Origin of the sequence: cyanobacterium endosymbiont of Epithemia turgida isolate EtSB Lake Yunoko (assembly GCF_000829235.1) — a bacterium.
Taxonomy (GTDB): Bacteria; Cyanobacteriota; Cyanobacteriia; order Cyanobacteriales; family Microcystaceae; genus Rippkaea.
On sequence record NZ_AP012549.1, the window covers coordinates 228,725 to 252,935 of the forward strand.

Here is a 24,211-nt window from a genome sequence, read left to right on the forward strand (position 1 = left end):
TTATAAATGTTTTCTATTGACTCTGTATTGAGGTAATTTAGACGAAGAATAGCCTTAGTAGAATATTCAATTCATTTTTCTATCACTCCCGAGGGAATTAGTAATATAGATAGAGAAAATATTAAAAGCCAAACATTAGTACTACTTCTGTTGAGTATTTATCTTTTAATCTTAGAGATATATTAAGATAAAATTGATTGCAATCTCGTTAATTTGGAACAAAACAAAAGAAACTACGTCAGCTTCTATGAGAGGAGAATAGCTTCATGACCACTTTGTTGCATGATTGTTGGTATGTCGCTTTGCCTGGTAGACAATTAAAACCAGGTGAAATGATTCATAAGAAAATGCTTGGCAAACCCGTTTTAGTTGGACGACGCAAAGATGGGGAAGTCTTTGCTATGCGTAACATTTGCCCTCATCGAGGAATCCCTTTACAATATGGATGGATGGATGGGGACAATGTATGTTGTCGTTATCATGGTTGGAAGTTTAACACTCATAATGGGAGTTGTAAAGAAATTCCTTCTTTAACTGAATATGATGATTTAGATATTAGTCGTATTCAGGTTCCTACCTATCCTTGCCGAGAAGTTCAGGGAAATATCTGGGTCTATTTTGCGAGGAATACTGACAAAGGAACTGATATTGCTACTATTCCCCCAGTGCCTACCATCCCAGATTTTGGTAAGATCGAACCTGGAATTTCCGAAGTCATCCATTTTACCTGTAACATTGACCACGCTATTATTGGATTGATGGATCCAGCCCATGGTCCGCACATTCATAGTTCTTGGTGGTGGCGTAGTGGTCCACAAAAATTTCGAGTCAAAGAAAAGCAATATGAACCTGTCACTCAAGGATTTCGTCTTGTTCCCTATGATATGCCGGTGAGTGCACGCCCTTACAAGCTCTTAGGGGATAAAGTTTCCATTGAAATTATCTTTGAATTACCTAGTGTACGAACAGAAATTTTAAGAGGTGATCGCTATTCTGCTTGTTTATTAACCACTATTACTCCTATTGATGAAAACGAATGTGAGGTTTTTCAGAGCATTTATTGGACTATTCCTTGGATAGGAGTCTTTAAACCTTTATTAAAGTTACTAACTCGCCAATTTTTAGCACAAGACCGTGATGCGATAATTCAACAACAAGAAGGGTTGAGCCACAATCCTGCATTAATGTTAATTGATGATGCAGATACTCAAGCAAAATGGTATTTTCGCCTAAAACAAGAATATCAAAAATCTAAAGCAGAAAATCGACTTTTTAAGAATCCAGTAGAGCCGAGAATATTACGTTGGCGCAGTTAGAAAAAATAAATGAGATTTTTGATGTGATCAAATGTACTGAGCATAATAAACCAGTCACTAATAACTTTTAGAACTCTCATTAGAAAAACCTATAGCTCCAAGAACTATAGGCTTTTCTAATGAGAGTTCTAAATCTCTTATAATTTTGAGAGCCTTGCAAAGCTGAACTTTTAGGTTTTGTTCCAGTCGGTATAAAAGAACTATAAAAAATACATATATCTTGAAAGTTTCCTTTGAATTTAAATACCATTGAGAACTTTTCGGTTATGAGATGGACTTCATTTTATAAAATTACGACATAGACATAGTCTGTAGATCTATGGCAATCCCAGTATAGACTAGAGCAAACTTATTATCTCAAACCTAAGTAAGAAAACAATTTTACTTCTCAATTAACGATTTCTAACTCTTTCTTTATTTTTAAAATACTTCTAGACAGGATATATTTAGCGAATGACTTCATAATTTAAATGTAAAACTACCGAAAAACTTACCTTCTATTTTACAGGAAGTTAAAGCAGCAATTACCTCCTATTGCTTTGAGTTCTCGGTATTTAAGTCTCTGTTTTATTTTATTGATGACATACACTACTATTTCTTATTAAAAACTCAGTAATATTCATTGTAGTAACAGTGAAAGTTAAAAGACTATTATTATAGTCTTAACTTAGGAAATTACTATGCAATCAATTCTCAGTCAAAGGTCTTCTTTTTTCAATCATTATGATAGTGAACAAGCGGTTCTATAATTTTATTAAGTAAAGTACAAATCCAATAACCGAGTCTATCTTATTCTGTTGACGATGAAGATAGTTGTTTAAAAATTTTGTGGCAGGTAATCACTAACAATGACAATAAACTTCGTGACATAACTTTTGATATTAATGAAAATAAAACCGTTTTTAATTTTTGTTTATAAACAAAACCCTATTATTTTATATATCCCAAAATTCATCAAAAAGATAGAGTCATTAGAACTTATAAAATAATTCATTTAATTTATAAATATTAGGCATAATTTTCTAATAAACTTAGATATAAGAACACTATATCTATTAAGGGATAGATACAAAGTTTAACTATATATCTCAATTATATACAACAATAGTTAAAAAAAAATATAATATAGTGATTTGAATCTAAACTTAAATATTATTAATTTGACAGGATACTTGAATTGCTGATAATATCATTTATCTTTTTGTTTATAACTATGTTTTAAATTTGATTTTTTTAAAAAACCCATTAATAATTTACTAAGCCTTGTTAAATAATAAAATTAGGTAAAATAGCCGTTGTTGCTGATATTGTATATAATCAAAACTATACCCCAAAAATATTGGCAATCCTAAACTCAAAAAAGTCTATTAGTATAAATTTATGTAAATACAGTTAAGAAATTTTTAAAAAAACAAGAAACATAATTCTAATATTAAACTTGTAATATAAGAAAAAATTCCTGACAAGTTATTAATTAATTTTAATTAAATACTTTTATTACTTGTATTTATAAAAATAAATACAAATCTCATTTAAATTTTTTACCTATAAGTAATTATTTTTATTTCTACTAAACAACAAAATTTTATATAGATAAACCTATAAAAATAATCAACAAAAATAATAAAATAATTCAGATTGTACTCATGCTAACTCAAAATAATTTTAAAAAAGCTATCATAGTTAATGAAACCTAACCACGATTTATTTTACGTTACTAGATATTATAAAATAATAAAAATTATTAAATTTTATGGAGAAACTAGATAAAAAGTGACTATCATAAATTTTTCTAAAATTATTCCTTTGAGTAAGCAAAAAATAAAAATTTTACAAATTAATTTAGGTAAACGATGCAATCTTACTTGTATTCATTGCCATGTGGAAGCGGGACCAAAACGTACTGAAGAATTATCTCCAGAAGTTTGTCAGCAATTAATTGAAGTAATTAACCGTTTTCATCAAATAGAAACTGTAGATTTAACAGGGGGTGCGCCAGAAATAAATCATGAATTTCGTCCTCTTGTAGAAGCAGCTAGAAAAGTGGGAAAACGAGTGATTATTCGCTCTAATTTAACAATTTACTTTGAACCTAATTTTAAAGATTTACCTGAGTATTGTGCTAAACATCAAGTAAGAATTATTGCTTCTTTTCCCTGTTATGTAGAAAAGAATACTGATACACAAAGAGGCAATGGTGTTTATATTAATTCAATTAAAGCTTTACAAATTTTAAATAAAAAAGGGTATGGAAATAACCCTAATCTAATATTGGATTTAGTTTATAATCCACCCATGCCAAAAAATGATAATTTTATTTTAATTCCAGATCAAAATCAATTAGAAAAAAAATATAAATTTTTTTTAAAGAAAAATTTTAATATTAATTTTAATCGTCTTTTTACTATCATTAATATTCCTGTAGGTAGAACAAAAAAATATTTACAAAATCAGTATTTATATATTCCTTATCTTGAGTTTTTAGAGTCTAATTATAATGAGTTCACAGTGCCTCATCTAATGTGCAAAAATCAACTATCAATTGATTACCACGGTAATGTTTATGATTGTGACTTTAATCAAATGGAGAATATTTATGCGACTAATCAAGATGGAGAAAACCTTACTATCAAAAAACTCTTAGCTTTGAATAATTTAGATACAATTAAAACTATCAAAACTGCTACTCATTGTTATGGGTGTACAGCTGGAAATGGTTCGAGTTGTGAAGGATCATTAATCTAAAAATCAAAAGAACAATTATATTTTTTTGCCAAGAAAAAATAGCTATTTATTGAATTGATAAGTCTAGGAATATTCTGGTAAAATCTATTATAATTACTTTTGTTATTGCTAATCGTAATAAAGTAAGTTGAAAAAATAAACCCCACAATAAAACAATGGTAAATATAATTTTTTGATTAAATAAATAGACTAATAAATCTGGTATATATTATTATTTTCGTTTATATATTAGCAATATTTTTTTAGCTTTAGAGCATATACTGAAAGTACTTTACTAGAGAAGTTATTGAAAAATTTTATGAATAAAATTTTTCAATAACTTCTCTCAATTAATATAAAATGCAAAAAAATATTAAATTCAATTTAATTTTAATTAAATAATTAAGCGTTTTTTAATTGAAGCAGTTAACGACAACCTTAAAAATAATTTTTAACTTCAATATTTAAAAAATTAAAATTTTTATACTGTTTTATAACCTCTAATACTAGATTTATTTACTATCAATAGTAAAGCTAAAACCTATTTATTTATCTTTCAATTAAAGTTTTAAATAGACTATCTTTCCCTTATAATTATTTATTTAAAATTATTAACGTACTGATTATTAGTAGCTCCCATAGCACAATGCAAAAATATTAAGATAGGTTTTCAAAGCAGTATCTACAAACTCTTTAACTGTTCCAAACTTAGACAACATTTGTTTGAGTTAAGTTTTTACAACAAGTCACCAATTCTCAATTTCGTTTAAATCTAGAAAGTCAGGTAAAAGATATCATCGTTGACGTATAGATTTTTCTTCTATTTTCTAGATAAAATTTAAAAATTAAATATTCAGATAATCAGTATCTAAATAAATCTTTATTTTTTTATTAAAAATTTAAAAAATTTCTCTCTTTTAAGAAACTAATATAAATATATTTTTATCCTCTATTTTTATATATTAATATTTATTATTTTTCTTATTTATTACTATTAGTATATAGCTAACCTTCTATATCATTAAATATGACTTTATCTAAATATTTATTTCTGCTTTTAGCAATTAATTACAGGTTCTTCTAATTTTTTATACGTAGAATTTATATTCTATGCAGTGATATTCTTTTCCCCAAATAGAGTAATTATTATTTAAATGATAAAATTATTTTTTTTAAGTATACTTTAAAAGTATTTAAACCTTTTAAAAATATTAAATTTATGTAAGTTTTGTATGGCTACAATTATTTTTTATTCTAACTCTTACCTATAAGGTGCCGGTATAATTGATAGTGTTTGCTTAGCTATTTAATTACTTATATTATAATAATAGAACTATTATAGTAGAAATATACTATAATAGTATTTATCTATATGTCAATAAATTATTTAAAAATAAAGTTAACAATCGAAAAAGTGGTGAACTTAATTTATAAACTATTCAGTATCTAAAAAAAATATTTATTGCTCTAGTAATAAATTTAAACTGACCTTAGTGTCTTTTTTAAAAAGTAATAATTGCCAAAATTATTTTTTAAAAAAATATTGTCTATAGCTACCTGGCTAATTTTAGCCTTTAGAAAAAAAATATTAATATTTTTTTTCAATTACTTTATCATAAGATATTTTTTATGAAGTTATCTCCATTAATTTACCATTTTTTTCTAAAAATTAATTGATAATTTATCAGGTAAGTATATACTTACGTGCTATTAATAAACTTATCCTGTTTTTATAAAAATAAAAATTATGGCTAAAGACGCGGAAACTGAATTACAATCAGATTCACTAACATGGCTCAGTTATAAAAATTATTAGGGTTATCTATTTATAAAACCCTTAGCAATAAATTATACAAGTACCTTTTTAAAAAATCTTTCATATTGACGTTTTTCAAAGTAAGCTTTTTTTTCTAAAGAGTACAGTGGGTCTTACCCACTGTACTCTTTATTCTATTTTTTGTACATTTCCTGCTTTAACCCAACCTTCTTGCCCATTTTGAGAGAGACGAACATTTTGCCAGTCTCCATCAAGACTCGTCTTCAAAATAATCAATTCAGCTTCGTAATCAATACCTCCAATCCTTTGAGCATCTTGGTCAGGTTCAGCCCGCAAACTTAAACCACTAGGCCAAATAACAGAGGCTTTATAAGCCCCGGAAGGCAAATCCTCTTTTTTTTCTTCCTCAACTTCGGGAGAAGCTTGAGGTTGTTGAGCAGCTATTTCTTCTTGAGATTTTTCTTCAGATTTTTTAGCCTTTTGTTGGGCATTAGACTCAATTTTAGACGTCTCTGCGGCTTTTTTTGGGGTTTCTTCGACAAAAATAGGTTTTGGAGGTGAGGTATTTAAACGATAAAATACTACATAAGCTAAGGCTGTAGTCCCGCTAACGAGTAGAAGAATCCCTACAAAGAATCCTAAAATAAATTGTAACAATACAGAGAAATATTTCATAATTGCTTCAAAATTTGATTTTAAAACTTGACATAAGATTAAGACAGTAATTCTAAATCCCGGACTAAGTTAATCGTAAATGATATTACAGTAAACGACTTATGAGGAAAGCTTGACTAGCTTACTCCACAGGAGCTTGGTATTGATATAGACTCGATTTGTTTTTGGGCAAAGCCAATGTACATGTCCTTAATCAAAGCTTGTTCAATTTCTTTCCCAAGAAAATTCGGTGTTTCATAAACTAACTAACTATTTAATATTGTAATTTTTCAAGTTACAAGATCGAAGTCTAGATGGAGAGACGTTAAAAATGACTTCACGTTCCTCTTCTATAGGCGGACTTACAAAAAAATTTTATCAAAGGAGCTTTTACGTAATATTTAAGGGAATCAAGCTGAACATTATTGACAATCGCGACTAGAGACATTAAAAACTTTCTTTCCGCTAACTAGGTGATAAAGGTTTGAAAAAACCTGCTGTTACTTCTGCTATTTCCTTTGCTATCAACTCTCTAAACGCTTGATTAATTTCACAAATCTATAATATGCAGGGACTAGGACTTCTATAAGATTAATCATCTGACAGACACGAAAATCCTAATTATTTTATTAACCATTCAAATAACTGCTCTACATTCAGAGGTAATGATGATAAATACTAATACATAGAATATAGCTCTCACACTAAGAGATTTTCAGTTTCTTGTATTTCTACTAAAAGAAAACTATAAAAATAAAGTAGGTTATGGTTTTTGACTAAATATTCTTTCTCACCTCAATAACTAATTTTTAAAGTTATCTAAACTATCTAATATTAAAGTGATCATATTTAATATCTAAAATATGAATATGATGGATTAGTTTCTGACAGATTAATTAAAATTTTTGTTTAAAAATAAGATTTAATTTTTGAGGTTTATGTATCTTGTGAATAGCAATATAAGAGATTAAAATATTACTAATACGTCTTAACCTCTTATGTCGCTAGTTGGAGGGAAAAAAGTCAACTAATTCTAAAATAATTTGGATTACAGGGACAAGAATAACAATGTTTTCTGGTTATATTTTTAGGTTATGTAAAAGATAAAAAAGTCAAAAAAATATTTACGAAAAATTAGGTAAAAGGTTCTAAAATTTTGTTCTTAGTTTTAAATATTTTTTTGACTAATTCTAAGGCTTGCAAAGGATTATACTAACCAAATTTTTATCGAAGTTATTTTGAATAGCTATCCACAAAGTCCCAAATCAAAATATATGCAGAATAATATCTCAAGGTTTGAGCCTGTTGGGTATATTGTCCCTTTAACTTCTTTTTAATTGAGGGATTTTGATTATAAGTTGGGGAATAATAAGCTTTTAATAGTAGTTTCAATGCATCATCAAAATATATTTTTAGTGATGAGTTATCGCCAATTTCGTTATTAGATCATGTCTAAAGTTAAAATATTTGTTTAAATTTAGCAAGTTTTTTAGTAAAAATTAAATTACTTGCTAAGTTTTTATCCCAGGTACTTTGTAACTTTTGTGTTTAAAGTTGCTTTTCAAGTAATTATAATTCTAAGCCTTAGATATTAATAAATTTTAATCTAAAGCTATTAATTACTTTCTTGACAGAGTCAATGTATCCAAGAATTTAATTAAAATAATTATTCTTTTAAATTACTGTATGAGAGAAACACATAAAAACATGATAAATAATAAATTATTTTAATTAAAAATTAATTACATCATATAGTATATATTATTTTAGTTTAATTACAGCCATAATCACTCAATCATAGAAATATAAAATAATTCCCATTTTTAAGATTGATTTATAAAAATATATTTAACAAAAAATAGGCAATAGTTAAATAAAATAGTAGTATAAAATCTAGTATTAAGTTAAGTTGACTAAAAATAATGTAAATTATACAAAAAACTTCCACACAAGTAGATTTGATATCCTTTCATAGAGTCATTCAATCGTCGCTATTTTATTTAAATTTTTTAACAAATAGCGATGTATTACCAAAAAACAGACATTTTGATTTACTTATACAGACAATCATGATAAGTATCGAGTATTTAAATCAGTTTAGTCATAAATTTATTTATAATTTTAAAAAATAAAGTATTCAAAGTTTTTAAATAAGTTTGACAATATAATGTTTGGAGATTGGATATTGTTTCTCAGTCTAATGGTAAAGAATTAAGATAAAATACAAGTTCAATTTTTTCGAGATCTACTACTTTTATTAAAATAAATAGATAACAACACAACTACTATCTAAAGCCAATCAATATATCCTTGTATAAGGTTAAAGAGCAAGAACTAGTTCCTAAAAAAGTTAGCATATATTTATCTTGGGTAAAGATATTATGATTATTTTATTAATAAAGATTTTATAATCTTTATTAATAAAATAATCATAGATAAATCTTAAATCTTTAATTATAATGTAAATATTAACTTAACTTATCTCTACTAAAACTAGTTTTAGTAGAGATAAGTCAATTTTTTACTTTAAATTCTTAACCAACTAGTATCTTTTAATTACATAAAAATATAGTTTAAAGTTTTTTTAATTTTATTTGAACTGTGATTTGACAATAATAGTAATTAATTTAATCAATATTTTTTACAAGAGATATTTGATTTGTAAATCAGTTCTGTTTGTAGATATTTTTTATATAAAAATTTAATTTATTAGTATGTTTAATAGCATTTTTTTTCGCTTACTTACATCTTGTTCTAGCTTAGTAATTTTTATTTTATCCCTTTGGACAATCCATGAAAATTTCCACTACTACAGTACTCAAAATATTTGGAATGCTTTATCGACAGTTCCCTTGTCTAATATTCTGAGAGCAATTGTTTTAATGAGCTTAAACTATGTAATCATGACAGGATATGACTGTCTAGCAGTAAATTATGTTCATCATACTCTTTCCTATTCTAAAAAAGCTTTAGTAAGTGTTATTTGTTCAGGAATTAGTAATAGTGTTGGTTTTGCTTTAATTAGTAGTTGTATGATTCGCTATCGTTTATATTCTAATTGGGGATTATCTGCAATTTCTATAACTCAAATTTCTGCTTTTTGTAATTTAACTTTTATTTTAGGATTATTGTTTATGGGAGCGATTATTTTTACAACAAATCCTTTAGAAATTCCTCATTTATTAAGTTTACCATTTGTATCAGTACAGACATTAGGAGTTATTTTTCTTTTAATTATTTTAGTTTACTTATTCTTAACAACTATCTGTAAAAAGCCAGTGAAGATTGGTCAATGGACTTTGCCTAATGTTTCCATCAAAATGGCTTTATGTCAGCTAATTGTATCCGCATTAGATTGGTCATTAGCTGCAGCAGTTTTTTACTCTATTTTGAGTGGATATGTTTCTTTTTCTTATTCAACTTTTTTAGGAATATATATGTTAGCACAAATAGCTGGATTAGCAAGTAACGTTCCAGGTGGGTTAGGAATTTTTGAAACAGTTATACTTTTATTTTTATCTCCCTTTATTTCTACAGAAAAAATATTTGGTTTTCTTTTAATATATCGACTAGTTTATTATTTTATTCCTTTAACTATATCTGTCTTATTACTTGGAAAATATGAATTTAAAAAGTTTTTTTTTACACCTAACCAGATTTTTTTAAAAGAGTATTTATAAACTTATTTTTACTTCACATACTAAATTTATTTTTTTTTTACAATTTACAATATAGAAAAAATATCAAAAATTTTTTATTCTTATTAAACAAACTATAGTCTTTTATAAGACATATTTTAAAAAATTACTGTATTGAAAATAGGCTAATATCTCTATCAATAAATATGTAGTTAAAGTTAGATAAATAGATATCTATTCATCTAACTTTATTAAAAATATAAAATTTATTAAGGAGTTATTAAGGAGTTATTAAGAGGTATTTTGAAAAGAAAGATAATAAAAATTTTATTATTATTTAGTAATTGTAAAATCAGGAAAAAGCTAACAACTTCTCAGATAATGATCTGAGAAGTTGTTTAACTAGAAAGTTAAGCTATGTGACTACTCCCAATGACTAACTAATATTTACTTTAACAATCTTATTTTTTTCATCTTCAGCCTTAGGAATACTTAAGTGAAGAATGCCGTCTTTATATTCAGCAGCAACATTACTCTTGTCAACTAAAGAAGGAAGTGCAACCACCCGTTCAAACTTACCATAACGGAACTCACTTTGAGTTACCCCTTGATCTTCGGAAACGACTTCCTGCACACGTTCACCTTTAATATAAACAGCTTCTTTAGTCAACTGAATATCTATATTTTCTGCTTTCATTCCAGGGAGTTCTAATTTAAGTAAAATCGCTTCACTAGTTTCCGAAAGTTCAGCTGCAGGTATAGAAGCAAACTCTTTCATGTTCTTTCCAACAGTAGGGGAAAATACATCATCAAATAAACGGTTCATTTGGTGTTGTAGAGTATCTAATTCACGGTTGTTTCTGTAACGAATAAGTGTCATATCAAACCTCCATCAACTTTAATCTAGTACTTTGACTTATTTACTGTACTGATTACAGTTTAAACAAGACTATATGATTAGTACAATACGGTTTATACAACAATATAAAATGTAATTTCCCTATAAAATTTAAATGAAAAAGTATTTAGAAGATAAGACTTTGAGGTTACGTTTTTTTCCTATCTCTAACTTCTAATCCCCAACTCCTTGAGATTTTTAATTGATAATTCGTAATTTAGACGAAAAGACTGACGTACACTAAAGAGTAGGTTTGTAGAATATGGCTGAACATGAATCAACTCTAACTTCTTGTTCACTCGCCATAGTCATCAGGCTATGTTCCAATTATCTTGTAACCTCTAGTGTTTAGAAAAGTACATGAGTGAAACTCTTTATGAATACGCCTGGTTAATACCCGTCCTACCCTTAGTTGGGGCGATGTTAGTCGGGTTAGGACTTATTTCCTTTAATCAAGGAACTAACCGCCTACGACAGATAAATGCGGTCTTCATCCTCTCCTTATTAGGATTATCGATGGTGATGTCCTTCACTCTGTTATGGAGTCAAATTCAAGGACATGCTAGCTATACTCGTATGATTGAATGGGCTGCAGCAGGCGATTTTCACCTTAATATGGGTTATACCATCGATCATCTCAGTGCCTTAATGAATGTTATCGTTACCACCGTTGCTTTTTTGGTAATGGTATACACTGATGGTTATATGGCACATGACTCTGGATACGTCCGATTCTACGCTTATTTAAGCATTTTTAGTGCATCAATGCTGGGATTGGTCATTAGTCCTAACCTAGTCCAGGTTTACATTTTCTGGGAATTAGTGGGAATGTGTTCCTATCTTTTGATCGGCTTTTGGTTCGATCGCAAAGCTGCTGCAGATGCTTGTCAAAAAGCTTTTGTAACCAACCGTGTAGGAGATTTTGGACTACTTTTGGGAATGTTAGGGCTGTACTGGACAACTGGAAGCTTTGATTTTCACATCATAGGTGAACGTCTCGAAGAATTAATTTCTGTAGGTACCATAGCCCCTGCTTTAGCTGCTGTATTTGCCATTTTAGTTTTTTTGGGTCCTGTGGCTAAATCAGCCCAATTTCCTCTCCATGTTTGGCTACCAGATGCAATGGAAGGTCCTACTCCTATTTCTGCTTTAATTCACGCTGCAACAATGGTAGCAGCTGGAGTTTTTCTTATAGCGCGGATGTACCCTGTCTTTGAACAAATTCCGGTAGCAATGTCTACTATTGCTTGGGTCGGAGCGTTAACCTCCTTTTTAGGCGCGACTATTGCTTTGACTCAAAATGATATCAAAAAAGGGTTAGCCTATTCCACTATTTCTCAATTGGGTTACATGGTAATGGCTATGGGAATTGGGGCGTATAGTGCTGGATTATTTCATCTGATGACCCATGCTTATTTCAAAGCTATGTTGTTCCTTTGTTCTGGGTCTGTTATCCATGGAATGGAGGGAGTTGTGGGTCATAAACCTATTTTGGCTCAAGATATGCGATTAATGGGTGGATTACGTAAGTATATGCCTCTAACTTCTTTAGCTTTTTTAGTAGGAACTTTAGCTATTTGTGGAATTCCTCCTTTTGCAGGGTTTTGGTCAAAAGATGAAATTCTCGGTCTTGCGTTTAAGGTTAACCCCACATTATGGTTAGTGGGTTGGTTGACTGCGGGACTTACTGCATTTTATATGTTCCGTATGTATTTCATGACCTTTGAAGGAGAATTTCGCGGCAATGATCAAGCTATCAAAAATCAATTGTTAGCTTCTTTGGATGCATCTTCTCCTTTTCCTAAATTCAGTCCAGGGGTAATGGAAATTAGTAAATCAGACCATGATAATGATCATGTACACGATCATAACTGTTCTCCTCATGAGTCTCCTTGGACTATGACTTTACCCTTGTTGATTTTGGCGATTCCTTCAGCTTTTATCGGTTTATTGGGAAAACCTTGGGATAACAGATTTGAAAAGTTTATTCTTACCTCAAGAGAAGTCATTGAGGAAACTGCTCATTTTGATTGGACCGAGTTTTTAATTATGGCCGGAACTTCTGTCGGTATTGCCGTCATCGGAATTACAGTTGCTTCTTTGATGTATTTGCAACATAAAATTGATCCCGCAGCAATTGCTAAAAAATATCCAACTTTGTATCAATTTTCTCTCAATAAATGGTACTTCGACGATGTTTATCACAATGTTTTTGTTATGAAGTGTCGTCGGTTAGCTCGTCAAATTATGGAAGTAGATTATCGTGTCATTGATGGGGCAGTTAATCTAACCGGTTTGACTACTATTATAAGTGGAGAAGGATTGAAATATCTGGAAAATGGTCGCGTTCAATTCTATGCTTTAATCGTCTTTGGGGCAGTCTTAGGATTAACAATTGTTTTTAGTGTAGTTTGACACTAATTTAAACCTAATTTGGTGACTAGAGTGAGAGGGCTTTTTGCCCTCTTTTTTTATAATTTAATTTATAAAAAAATAATAAAAATTTATCTAATTATCTGATTGAAAAAATATCAATTAACTTTAGCTATTAAATTAAGACTTGTAAATAAAAGAAAATAAGTATAAAACATAAAAATAGTTTAACAAACAACTCAAAAATACAAGAAAAATAAAAAACTTTTCTAAAAATTATTTTAATTATCAAATTGTTACTTAAATATCTATAAAAAATCTATTGATTAAGCCATTAGTTTATATTTTTTATCTAGCCAAAAAGAGATTAAAGCCATTCAAATAAAATATGAAAATATAGTAATATATCGAATTTTTATTTTTAAAAATAAAAATTTATATTTATATTTACCAAACATCAAAAATATAAATTAAGATGGCAATTACTAATCAACAGAAAAATTAAACAAAATCTAGAATAAATAAAATTTTAAAATTTTTATTGGGTAAAATAATGATATAAATTACAAAACAACGGTAATTTTATAAATAAATAATATTGCTAAATATAATATAATTCATAGATATGATAAATCAGGAATAACTAATAAAAACTACGTATGATAAAAAGTAAATACACCAGACAAAGAAGTATTTAAGAGAAAAAATTATATAAAACTTGCTTTGACAATAAACAAAATCAACAATATACTACTAATAGTACAAAAAAATAATATGCCTTGTATCCTTATAGTAGTTAAATCAAGTTTTACTCAAGGAAGTCACTCTAAAAAATATCAATAGGAGTGATATAGATTTTACTATAATTACTTGAGTGTAGAAATACAAAATCTTTTTAAAACTTATCTGAAAAGTATTCAGATAAGTTCCTCTGTTAAAGCTTCCCTTTAGACATCTAAGCTAGCGATAATGTGTGAGAGATTAAGTTTTCTACAACCCGATGCCTTAATTTTTTTAAAATACCTCTTTGATATTAAGTTTAGGCTGGCATGAATAAACACTAATGTTTTATCACGAGTAAACTGTTAAACAACTTGATTTAAATGAATAATATTAAAAATTTTAGTTAAAAATTAATTATAGATATATAAAATAAAAGTTTTAAAAAACTTATCTAGTATTTTTACTCAATAAAGTATTGATATACTATTTTTATGCTATGATCATTTTTTTATCAGCTTTTTTAGAATTGGCATAGTTTCTCAAAAGGTAAAAAATCAAATAAAAACTTTTTTAAAACAAGGAGTGGGTTATCAATAAAATGTATTCATCCTTACATAGTATTTCTCTCACAAACTATATCGACATGATTCTAGTTCCCCAAGGAATTGAGTATAAAGTCGTTTGTGAAGGATTCAGAGAAGTAAAGCAATTTAGTCCTAAAATTAAAATCATTCAGATTCCTGCAGGACTTTTACCTTTTAAAAGTTATCTTGAACAATGGCAGCAAATTCATAAATTCGTTGATCATCCTCCTAAAGGAATCTTATTAATGGGGTTAGGCGGAAGTTTATCCCCAAAATATCAGGTAGGCGATAAGATTATTTACCAAAAATGTTGTTTAATTTCAAACAATACCTTGCCTCTACTCTGGCAAACTTGCGATATAAATCTAGGTAATTTAGTGTATCATTATCTTAATAAGAAGATTATACGGGGCAAAGGGGTGACAAGCGATCACATAATTTCTTCGGCTGAGGAAAAATGGCAATTAGGACAACGTTATCAAGCTGATGTAGTAGATATGGAAGGAATTCCCCTTTTAGAGTTTTGTGGCTATTTTAAAATTCCTGTTGCTATGATTAGAGTTATTAGTGATAGCTGTCAACAGAATTTACCTAATTTAACCCCTGCATTCAGAAAAGATGGAAGCTTCAATCCTTGGATATTAACATTTCAAATGTCCAAAAATCCTCTAAGTTCAATTCATTTGATTAGAAGTTCTCTAAAAGGTTTAAAAACACTGAAACAAGTTTCAAAGGATCTTGCCACAGCAATCACCACATCGGTTATAGAAACCCAATTTTATTCAAAAGAAACAAATGACAGAAATATCTCATGAATTATTTCTAATTACTATATATTTATTTGGAATACTGATAATATTTATAGGCGGCATAGGACAGAGTAATAACCCCTGTCAAGATAGCGGACTCATCTACCTCGAATTGAGGATGATGTAACGGATGATTGAGCTTTTCTGAAAATCCTACTCCCAAACGAAACATACTTCCTGGAGCGTGTTCAAGGTAAAGGGAAAAATCCTCTGCGCCCAAAGATGGTTCAGCTAAAATGTGTAGACGATCATTTCCCCAAGCTTCTCTACAAGTAGATTCAAGAATTCGAGTCAATTCTATGTTATTTTGCACCGAAGGAACTCCCTGACGATAATCAACCTTATATTTTGCTCCATAAGTATCACAGACATTAGCGACTATTTTTTCAATCCACTGAGGTAAATTGGTGCGGGTATCAGGATGAAGAGATCGTACTGTGCCGGACATTCTTACCTGATCTGCAATGATATTAGGAGCGCGGCCACCGTTAATTTGCCCAATAGTTAATACTACAGGACGTAAAGGATTTTGAGTTCGACTAATAGCTTGTTGAAGAGTCGTAATGACCTGAGAAGCAATCCAAATGGCGTCAATAGCTTTATGGGGACGAGCTCCGTGACCTGACTCTCCTTGAATAAAAATTTCTATGTCATCAGCTGCAGCGGTAAAAGCTCCGTATCTAATTCCCACGGAACGGGCTTGAAGAGAAGGAAAGACATGTAGTCCAAAAATTGCATTCACATCGCGCATTGCTCCGTCCTGAAGCATCCAGCTTGCTCCTTGGGCAATTTCTTCTGCAGGTTGAAATAAAAATCTTACGTTTCCTGACAATTGTTTAGCTAACTTAGAAAGAACCATAGCGGCTCCTAACCCCACCGTTGTATGAACGTCGTGTCCACAAGCATGCATAATACCAGGTTTACACGAAGCAAATTCTAGGTTTGTTTGCTCATCTATCGGCAGAGCATCCATATCGGTACGAATAGCTAGGAGACGCGGATCTGTTCCGTTTCCGTTTAAGTTTCCTACTACTCCAGTTTTTCCTACATTTTCTTGAACGCGAATACCGCACGAAGAAAGAACACCCGCCACATATGCAGCAGTTTGGTACTCTTGTCCACTTAGTTCAGGGTGAGCGTGAAAGTGACGGCGAATTTCAAGAAGTCTGGGAAACAGAGACTCGGTGAGATCTTTAATTTCAGAAAACATGAGACTTGAGTAATTAGGAAGCTTATAATGTTTCTTGTATACTAAACTCAAAGTTAAGGTATGGATTTTTAACTTAATGAGAGCTTCACTATGCTTATTTATACATATTTCTATAATATAGACTTAAATTATGAATAAACTTAAATCGTGAATAAACTTAAATAAGCATAAGATTAGTCAATGTTTGTGATGTAAATTCTACATTTATTAAGTTTTTCTTAGAAGAGAACAATAGTTTTTATGGAATTCTTTTGGTCTGATTAGACTAAAAAATTACAGTTAAACTTGGTAGTTTGTTTATTTAGGCTGAATTAATAGCTATAGATGCCATTGAAACTCAAATAGTAGTTGATTATTTTCATAATCTAAAGTAAAAAGAAACAGTTGGTGAAGCCAAAGGCAATCAATAAGTAATATAGGAAAAGACTTTTGCAATTCCAGTTGAATACACATCCACTACATTAACCCTGACTATACTCTGAAAAAACTAGCAGCTTTAATGATTGTAGATTATTTTGGAGATATATTTTCGGACTTAGGAATTGCAATGGTATCTCCTTTTTGTAGGATAACATTCGCTTGGTTGGATATCACCTCTTTGTAGTAACTTCCATAAATTTACCTGAATGTTCTGTTAGGAAACATCACGGTTTAGAGGACATATTTCTATTTTACGAATGTCGGCTAGGTTTTTAACTCTATTGGTTCATTTGATAGCAACAGTAAGTTTCAGAGATTATTGTCGACTGCTAGATTTTTTACTTCTTCCCAAACTTATGTTGGGAACGACTCGATAAGATTCTAGCCGATGCACTTCCTACATTAATTTTCGATTGGCTCATCACCCCAGACTCGTATTGTAGAATATACAATACGAGTCTGAGTGATATCAATATTGTCTTCAGAGGAAATAATGACTGTATTCCCGTAGCGTAAGATAATATCTTGCCGAATCCTTCTTTCTTTCTCTGAGCTATGTCTACAAATTAAGGTTTAATATCAGGGGGTATCTTTGAAATTGACGGCAAATTTGAACTTTATTAAGATTAGCGATTGTGTAAAATTGTTGTTTTTCGAGAATGGGGAAGAGATTAAAAGCCTGAATTATTGGTTTTTAAATCTCTACAAGCAGAAATCGAGGAATTAATAAATTGACGGTAATATATAGAGTGTTTAATATGTTGAGCGTATTATTATGCTCAATAGTTACTATAAACTATAGTACAATTCCTAATATAGATATTAACAGTGTTCTATATACTATAATTTGGTATTTTTCAGTAATTTTTTTAATATGAAAGACATTCACATAAATGCGATCATTGGCTCCGAGACTATATTTAATTTTAGTCAATAGACTTTTGTTCTAAATAGAGTATCGATTCCAGCGGAGCTACATAGTCTTAGAACAAAAGCGGAGATTTCATGGGAGAAGTTAGTCCTCAAATAGTACACATTGAAAAAAACAAAAAGCTCAACCTTAGCAAACTATCATCAAATAATGAATAAAATAGCATAACTTTAAAGAAAAATTATTCACAGTAAACTAGCTTAATATTGTTAGTTGTTAAAATCATAATTTTCATATTTAAATTTATTTTCAATAAAACCTATAAAAACAGTGTTATTAACAATAATCTTATTGTTTTTATTTTAATAATTAAGTTTTTAAATAGCTTAATTATTAAAATAATTTTTTAAAATAGCTTAATTTTCTTAAAAACCCCTCGAGGATTGTTTTTTAATCCTCGACAATATCACTAAAATTCAAGCAGTTTGAGGTTGTCCTTGTGGTTGAAACTGAAATAATGAATATACTACATTTCGACGAATATCAATCATCATTTCTAAGAACATTTCATACCCTTCTTGCTTATATTCAATTAAGGGATCTTTTTGTCCATAACCTCGTAAACCAACAGACTCTCGTAATGCATCCATCGCCTGGAGATGTTCGCGCCATAGAGTATCAATTTGTTGTAAAATAAAAAACCGTTCGGCTTCGCGCATCAAACCAGGGCGAATTTTATCTACTTCATCTTCTTTTATATCGTAAGCTTTACGTACCTCTTCATTGAGAAATACCTTCATTTCACTAACGGTCATATCTTCCATCTCTTTAGCAGTAATGTCCTGTAAGAGATAAACGAATTCCTTGACTTTACTCACCAAATTGTCTACATCCCATTCTTCGGAGGGTAATTCTGGGTTCACGTAGGCATCTACAATTTCATCCATGGTTTTCTCAGCGTACTGGAGAACTTGTTCCTTAAGATCTAACCCTTCAAGAACTCGACGACGTTCAGCGTAGATAGCGCGACGTTGGTTATTCATCACCTCATCGTATTCAAACACTTGTTTACGGGTATCGTAATAGAAAGTTTCCACCTTTTTCTGAGCACCCTCTAGAGAACGGGTGAGCATCTTGGACTCGATGGGCATATCTTCTTCAACACGAAAAGCATTCATCAAACCGGCTACGCGATCACCCCCAAAAATTCTTAATAGATTATCTTCTAAACTTAAGAAAAATTTTGTTGATCCTGGGTCACCTTGTCGTCCTGCTCGTCCCCGTAATTGGTTATCAATGCGTCGGGACTCGTGACGTTCAGTCCCCATCACGTTGAGTCCGCCTAATTCCACCACTTCATTTTGTTCCTTATTGGTAACAGTTTCGTAGGATTGACGAATAGCTTTATAAACTTCCCGCAATTTTTTAATCACAGGGTCTTTGGTGGGAGCTTTTTCTGAAGCAACTGCAATTTTCTCCTCAGCTTCAAGTTCCGATAAACTTTGTTGTCCGTAATTATCAACAGCTATTTTTAGCATAGCTTTCAGCATCTCTTCGATTTCAGGAGAAAGCTGAGTGGGAAAAATATCTGAATCAGAAGGACTCCAGTTTTTGGTTTTCTTCTTTTCTTTCCCGAATCCTTGAGACCGACTACCTCGACCATTACCCACCGTCGCCGCCACTATACCATCATCTTCAGGCATCACAATTTGAGGCATAAGGAATTCCCGAATTTTTAGCCGTGCCATATAGTCAGCATTGCCCCCTAAAATGATGTCAGTTCCTCGTCCTGCCATATTGGTAGAGATAGTAACTGAACCTTTACGTCCAGCTTGGGCGATAATTTCTGATTCCCGCTCCACGTTTTCAGGACGAGCATTGAGAAGATTATGGGGAATTTTTTTTGTCTGCAAAAGTTGGGAAAGAACTTCTGATTTTTCAACACTGGTAGTTCCTACCAGGATAGGACGTCCTTGATGGTGTAACTTCTCCACTTCATCGGCTACGGCTCGCCATTTGGCGGTTTCGGTTTTATAGACAACATCAGGAAAATCGTAGCGTTGGGAAGGTCGGTTGGTGGGAATAATGGTAACTTGAAGATTATAGACTTTTTCAAGTTCTGTTTCTTCAGTTTTTGCGGTTCCTGTCATACCTGAAAGTTTAGGATAAAGAAGAAAGAAATTTTGATAGGTAATGGTAGCTAGAGTCTGAGTTTCCTTTTGAATATTCACTCCTTCTTTTGCTTCAATAGCTTGGTGTAATCCGTCACTCCACCGTCGTCCAGGTAGCACCCGCCCGGTAAATTCATCAACAATTACAACTTCTTTATTGCGGATCATATAGTTGACGTCTTTAACAAATAATTCCTTAGCTTTAATAGCATTAAAAATATAGTGTGCCCAAGGATTTTCTTGATCGTAGAGATCCTTAACCTTCAATAATTCCTCCGCTTTCTCGAACCCTTGATCCGTCATTAAAATGTTCCGAGCTTTTTCGTCTACTTCGTAGTCTCCTGGTTCTTCTTCACTTTTTTGAGCGATGAGTTGCGCAGCAATGGAGGCTGCTTTGAGATATTTTTCGGTAGGACGTTCTATCTGTCCTGAAATAATCAGAGGGGTTCGAGCTTCATCAATTAAAATAGAATCTACTTCGTCAATGATGCAGTATTCGAAAGGCAGTTGAACTACTTCAGCCATAGCAGTGGCCATATTATCCCGTAGATAATCAAACCCTAATTCACTATTGGTGGTGTATGTAATGTCACAAGCATAGTTTTTCTTTCGTTCATCAGGACTCATTCCCGCTTGAATTAATCCGACACTGAGTCCTAAAAAACGATGAACCTGTCCCATCCATTCAGCATCCCGACGGGCTAAGTAGTCGTTTACGGTAACAACATGGACTCCTTTTCCAGTTAATCCATTAAGATAGGCAGGAAGGGTTGCTACTAAGGTTTTCCCTTCTCCTGTTTTCATTTCTGCAATTTGCCCTTTGTGTAAAACAATTCCACCGAGAATCTGAACATCAAAGTGGCGCATCCCTAAGACTCGAATTCCAGCTTCTCGTACCACAGCAAAGGCTTCAGGCAGAATCTCATCTAAGATATCTTCTAACTCCTCATTATCTTTCGCTTTGTCAATCACTTCTCTAAATTCGACTGTTTTCTGCTTGAGTTCTTCATCGGATAATTTTTGAATGTCTTCTTCAAGTACATTAACTTCTGTGACTAAAGAATAAAATTTTTTGAGTTTGCGGGTGTTTGGGTCACCAAATAAAGTTTTAAGCATAGGTTTCTTTTGGAACTTATTCTAATTATTTGAGGATTGAGGCTCTAAGATGCCTGAAATGACGATTTTTATCTTAAGCTATAAAGATTGAGAACTGACAAAAAAGTTATAAATCATTGTATCATCTAGGTTTTAGTACCGAGTTTTTACCTTGATATTGAAGAGATGAGGAAAGAATTTATCATGACAACCTATAGTCAACAATAATAAAATTGAACTCGTATATAGTAGGTGTAACAAAACTCTAATAAATAAAATATAAAAGCATTGATTTGCAAAATCTAAAAAACTATAAAAACCCAGTTTATATATAAACTGGGTTTTTATAGTTAAAGAACACTGTCACAATAAATCATTGATAGTTAATAAATATCAATAATTTATAATTATTAGTCTATAAAAGTGGAAGATAAACTGAATAGACATAGTTATTCCATTGAATAAATTTTTATAAATTAAATAAATAACTATTTTAAAAACTCATGTATAACAGTTTAATAGTCATAAGTCGACAACATAAAATAAAAGATATTTTTATAACATTAAAGATCAATGATTTTAAAGACTCAAAAATTTGGACAAAAGACATAGGCATTATTAACAGTATTATTTTGCTACCAAAATTTTTTCTTAAGGTAAAATGTCTAATACTATTAGATGCTTTTAACACAGCATATCGTAGTATTGTCTTAATTTAATCTAATATATAAGAAGGATATACAAAAAAATATAACAAGAATATATCAGGCCTTTAATTATAGCATAAAATTTGACTAATCAAAAATATAATTTATTTTGAAATTGTCTAAATGATGGTTAATTTTTTACTTTAAACTTAAAAATATAACTATTTTTAAGTTTAAAGTAAAAAATAGAAACATAAAATTTATTGATAAAGGGTTTTTAAAACCTCAATGACGATTATAATTTTATGAATAACATTTCACTCAATACAATTATTTTCAACAGCACAACCTTCGAAATTTTAAGATCTTATATTAAAATCTTTCAACGTATAAGTATTGTTATCTGTTGAAATACTTGTCAACGCAGATTACGATGTACGGACTATTATTTGGAAACCCTTTACAATCACAAACTTTTGTTGCAATACGATGCGAGTAAATAAAAATTATTTTATGATTAATATGGTTTGTTTAAATGTATTTATCAATACAACTAAAATCATCAACAAACAAGAACTAGGGATTTATGGACTTGAACTGAATAATTTCTTTAGTAAACAATCCTTAAAGTTTATATTTAATTTTCGTGTGTCTATGCTTAAAGGGTTAATTCCTGATATCAATAGCATATCTATATTCAATTCTTGGGATAGTGATGTTGCACTAATTTAGTTAAAATTACTATAATAGGTTTGGTAATACTAACTGTAAATACCAATCAGGAGTAACATTCCACTGTGTTGACCACTATAAGACCTCATCCATACTCACAATCTAATCAAATTCCCAATGATTTATTGACAGCGATAAGCCAACTCAAAAAAGAATTAAATGCTGTTATTTTAGCTCATTATTATCAAGATCCTGATATCCAAGATATTGCAGATTTTCTAGGTGATTCTTTGAGTCTTTCTCAACAAGCAGCTAATACAAATGCAGACGTCATTGTCTTTGCCGGGGTTCATTTTATGGCAGAAACGGCTAAAATTTTGAATCCTAATAAATTAGTTTTACTACCTGATTTAGAAGCTGGGTGTTCTTTAGCTGATAGCTGTCCTCCTAACACTTTTGCTCAATTTAAGGCTCAATACCCCAATTGTATTGTAGTTTCCTACATCAATTGCACTGCTGCTATTAAAGCGATGAGCGATATTATTTGTACGAGTTCTAATGCGGTTAAAATTGTTGAGCAACTACCAAAAAATCGTTCTATTATTTTTGCTCCTGATCGCAATTTAGGAAAATATGTAATGAAACAAACAGGACGAAAGTTAATTCTTTGGCAGGGCAGTTGTATAGTTCATGAAACCTTTGCAGAAAAGAAAATAGTTCAGCTAAAAATAAAATATCCCCTTGCGGAAATAATTGCTCATCCTGAATGTGAAACTTCTGTTTTACGTCATGCTAATTATATTGGTTCAACTACTGCTTTGTTAAAATATTGTCAACAAAGTTTAAGTACTGAATTTATTGTTGCAACGGAGCCGGGAATTATTCATCAGATGAAAAAACTTGCACCTATGAAACACTTTATTCCTGCACCAGCAATAAATAATTGTGCTTGCAATGAGTGTCCTTATATGCGATTGAATACACTAGAAAAATTGTATCTCGCTATGAAGTTTAAACAGCCAGAAATTACAATAAATGAATCTATTAGGATTGCTGCTTTAGGCCCTATTCAAAAGATGTTAGAATTGTCATTTTAGTTAATAACTTACTTAATCAACCTCCCTTGCAAAAAATAATATTGATTAGGCAAATCTCAAAATAACTTTACGGTATTTTACCCTATATTCAATACACTAGACTTGTTAATAAAAGTATGTAATAGTATCACAAAAATTTTAGTTTGTATTTAACAACAAGATCTAATATAACACGCCCTAATTTTTGTTTAGTTTGTAAACATTCTACAAAATATTAGTAGATTTTGTTGTCAAGCTACTCAGGTCTAACAATCTACTTTTTTGCTATCATAAAACTTTGGATAAAAAAATTAGACCAGCTATAAAAAATAAAATTTAGAAGAATATCCAAGATATAGAGTCTTTGATTTTAATGAAGTCATTCTTTCAGCGTCACCAAGAAAAAATGATGGGAAAATTATCTAGACTATTACGATCTTAGTCTGTTTTTTTCGTAGTAAATTTAATTTACCTTATTTTTTTCTAAATTCTAATCTATCAAAAAATAAATTACTTAAAAAACCAAAATTAAAATTAATTTTGGTTTAAACAC

General features: G+C 30.3%; 10 protein-coding genes. 6 read left to right on the plus strand and 4 right to left on the minus strand.

Annotated elements, in window-relative coordinates; genetic code table 11:
- Window positions 1-266 precede the first annotated feature (266 nt).
- Both ETSB_RS00650 and arsS read left to right on the plus strand, forming a co-directional pair.
- Window positions 267-1,316 (plus strand): Rieske 2Fe-2S domain-containing protein, encoded by a 1,050-nt coding sequence (locus ETSB_RS00650; RefSeq protein WP_044105673.1) that lies wholly within the window; start codon window positions 267-269, stop codon window positions 1,314-1,316.
- 1,773 nt (window positions 1,317-3,089) lie between these two features.
- Entirely contained in the window at window positions 3,090-4,061 is a 972-nt protein-coding gene (gene arsS, locus ETSB_RS00655) for an arsenosugar biosynthesis radical SAM (seleno)protein ArsS (protein ID WP_044105675.1), read from the plus strand.
- Between the two features lie 1,924 nt (window positions 4,062-5,985).
- On the opposite strand, the gene ETSB_RS00660 is transcribed toward arsS, so the two are convergent.
- Entirely contained in the window at window positions 5,986-6,492 is a 507-nt protein-coding gene (locus ETSB_RS00660) for an SH3 domain-containing protein (RefSeq protein ID WP_044105677.1), read from the minus strand.
- Between the two features lie 2,693 nt (window positions 6,493-9,185).
- Here ETSB_RS00660 and ETSB_RS00665 point away from each other — a divergent pair.
- Window positions 9,186-10,151 (plus strand): lysylphosphatidylglycerol synthase domain-containing protein, encoded by a 966-nt coding sequence (locus tag ETSB_RS00665; RefSeq protein WP_044105678.1) that lies wholly within the window; start codon window positions 9,186-9,188, stop codon window positions 10,149-10,151.
- A 394-nt stretch (window positions 10,152-10,545) separates the two neighbouring features.
- On the opposite strand, the gene ETSB_RS00670 is transcribed toward ETSB_RS00665, so the two are convergent.
- Window positions 10,546-10,989, minus strand: a complete 444-nt coding sequence (locus tag ETSB_RS00670; protein WP_044105680.1) for an Hsp20/alpha crystallin family protein — start codon at window positions 10,987-10,989, stop codon at window positions 10,546-10,548.
- 378 nt (window positions 10,990-11,367) lie between these two features.
- Here ETSB_RS00670 and ETSB_RS00675 point away from each other — a divergent pair, with 378 nt between their 5' ends.
- Entirely contained in the window at window positions 11,368-13,422 is a 2,055-nt protein-coding gene (locus ETSB_RS00675; protein WP_044105682.1) for an NAD(P)H-quinone oxidoreductase subunit 5, read from the plus strand.
- A 1,279-nt stretch (window positions 13,423-14,701) separates the two neighbouring features.
- Window positions 14,702-15,502 (plus strand): 5'-methylthioadenosine/S-adenosylhomocysteine nucleosidase family protein, encoded by an 801-nt coding sequence (locus ETSB_RS00680; RefSeq protein ID WP_070104597.1) that lies wholly within the window; start codon window positions 14,702-14,704, stop codon window positions 15,500-15,502.
- Between the two features lie 22 nt (window positions 15,503-15,524).
- Here ETSB_RS00680 and ETSB_RS00685 read toward each other — a convergent pair whose 3' ends face one another.
- Window positions 15,525-16,706 carry a M20 family metallopeptidase gene (locus tag ETSB_RS00685; RefSeq protein ID WP_044105683.1) on the minus strand — a complete coding sequence of 394 codons (1,182 nt, stop codon included), beginning with the start codon at window positions 16,704-16,706 and terminating at the stop codon, window positions 15,525-15,527.
- A 1,767-nt stretch (window positions 16,707-18,473) separates the two neighbouring features.
- A complete protein-coding gene (gene secA, locus ETSB_RS00690) occupies window positions 18,474-21,284 on the minus strand; it encodes a preprotein translocase subunit SecA (protein WP_044105685.1) in 2,811 nt (936 codons plus the stop codon).
- Between the two features lie 1,423 nt (window positions 21,285-22,707).
- Between secA and nadA the strand changes: the two genes are divergently transcribed.
- Entirely contained in the window at window positions 22,708-23,679 is a 972-nt protein-coding gene (gene nadA, locus ETSB_RS00700; protein ID WP_044105688.1) for a quinolinate synthase NadA, read from the plus strand.
- The last annotated feature ends 532 nt before the right edge of the window (window positions 23,680-24,211 follow it).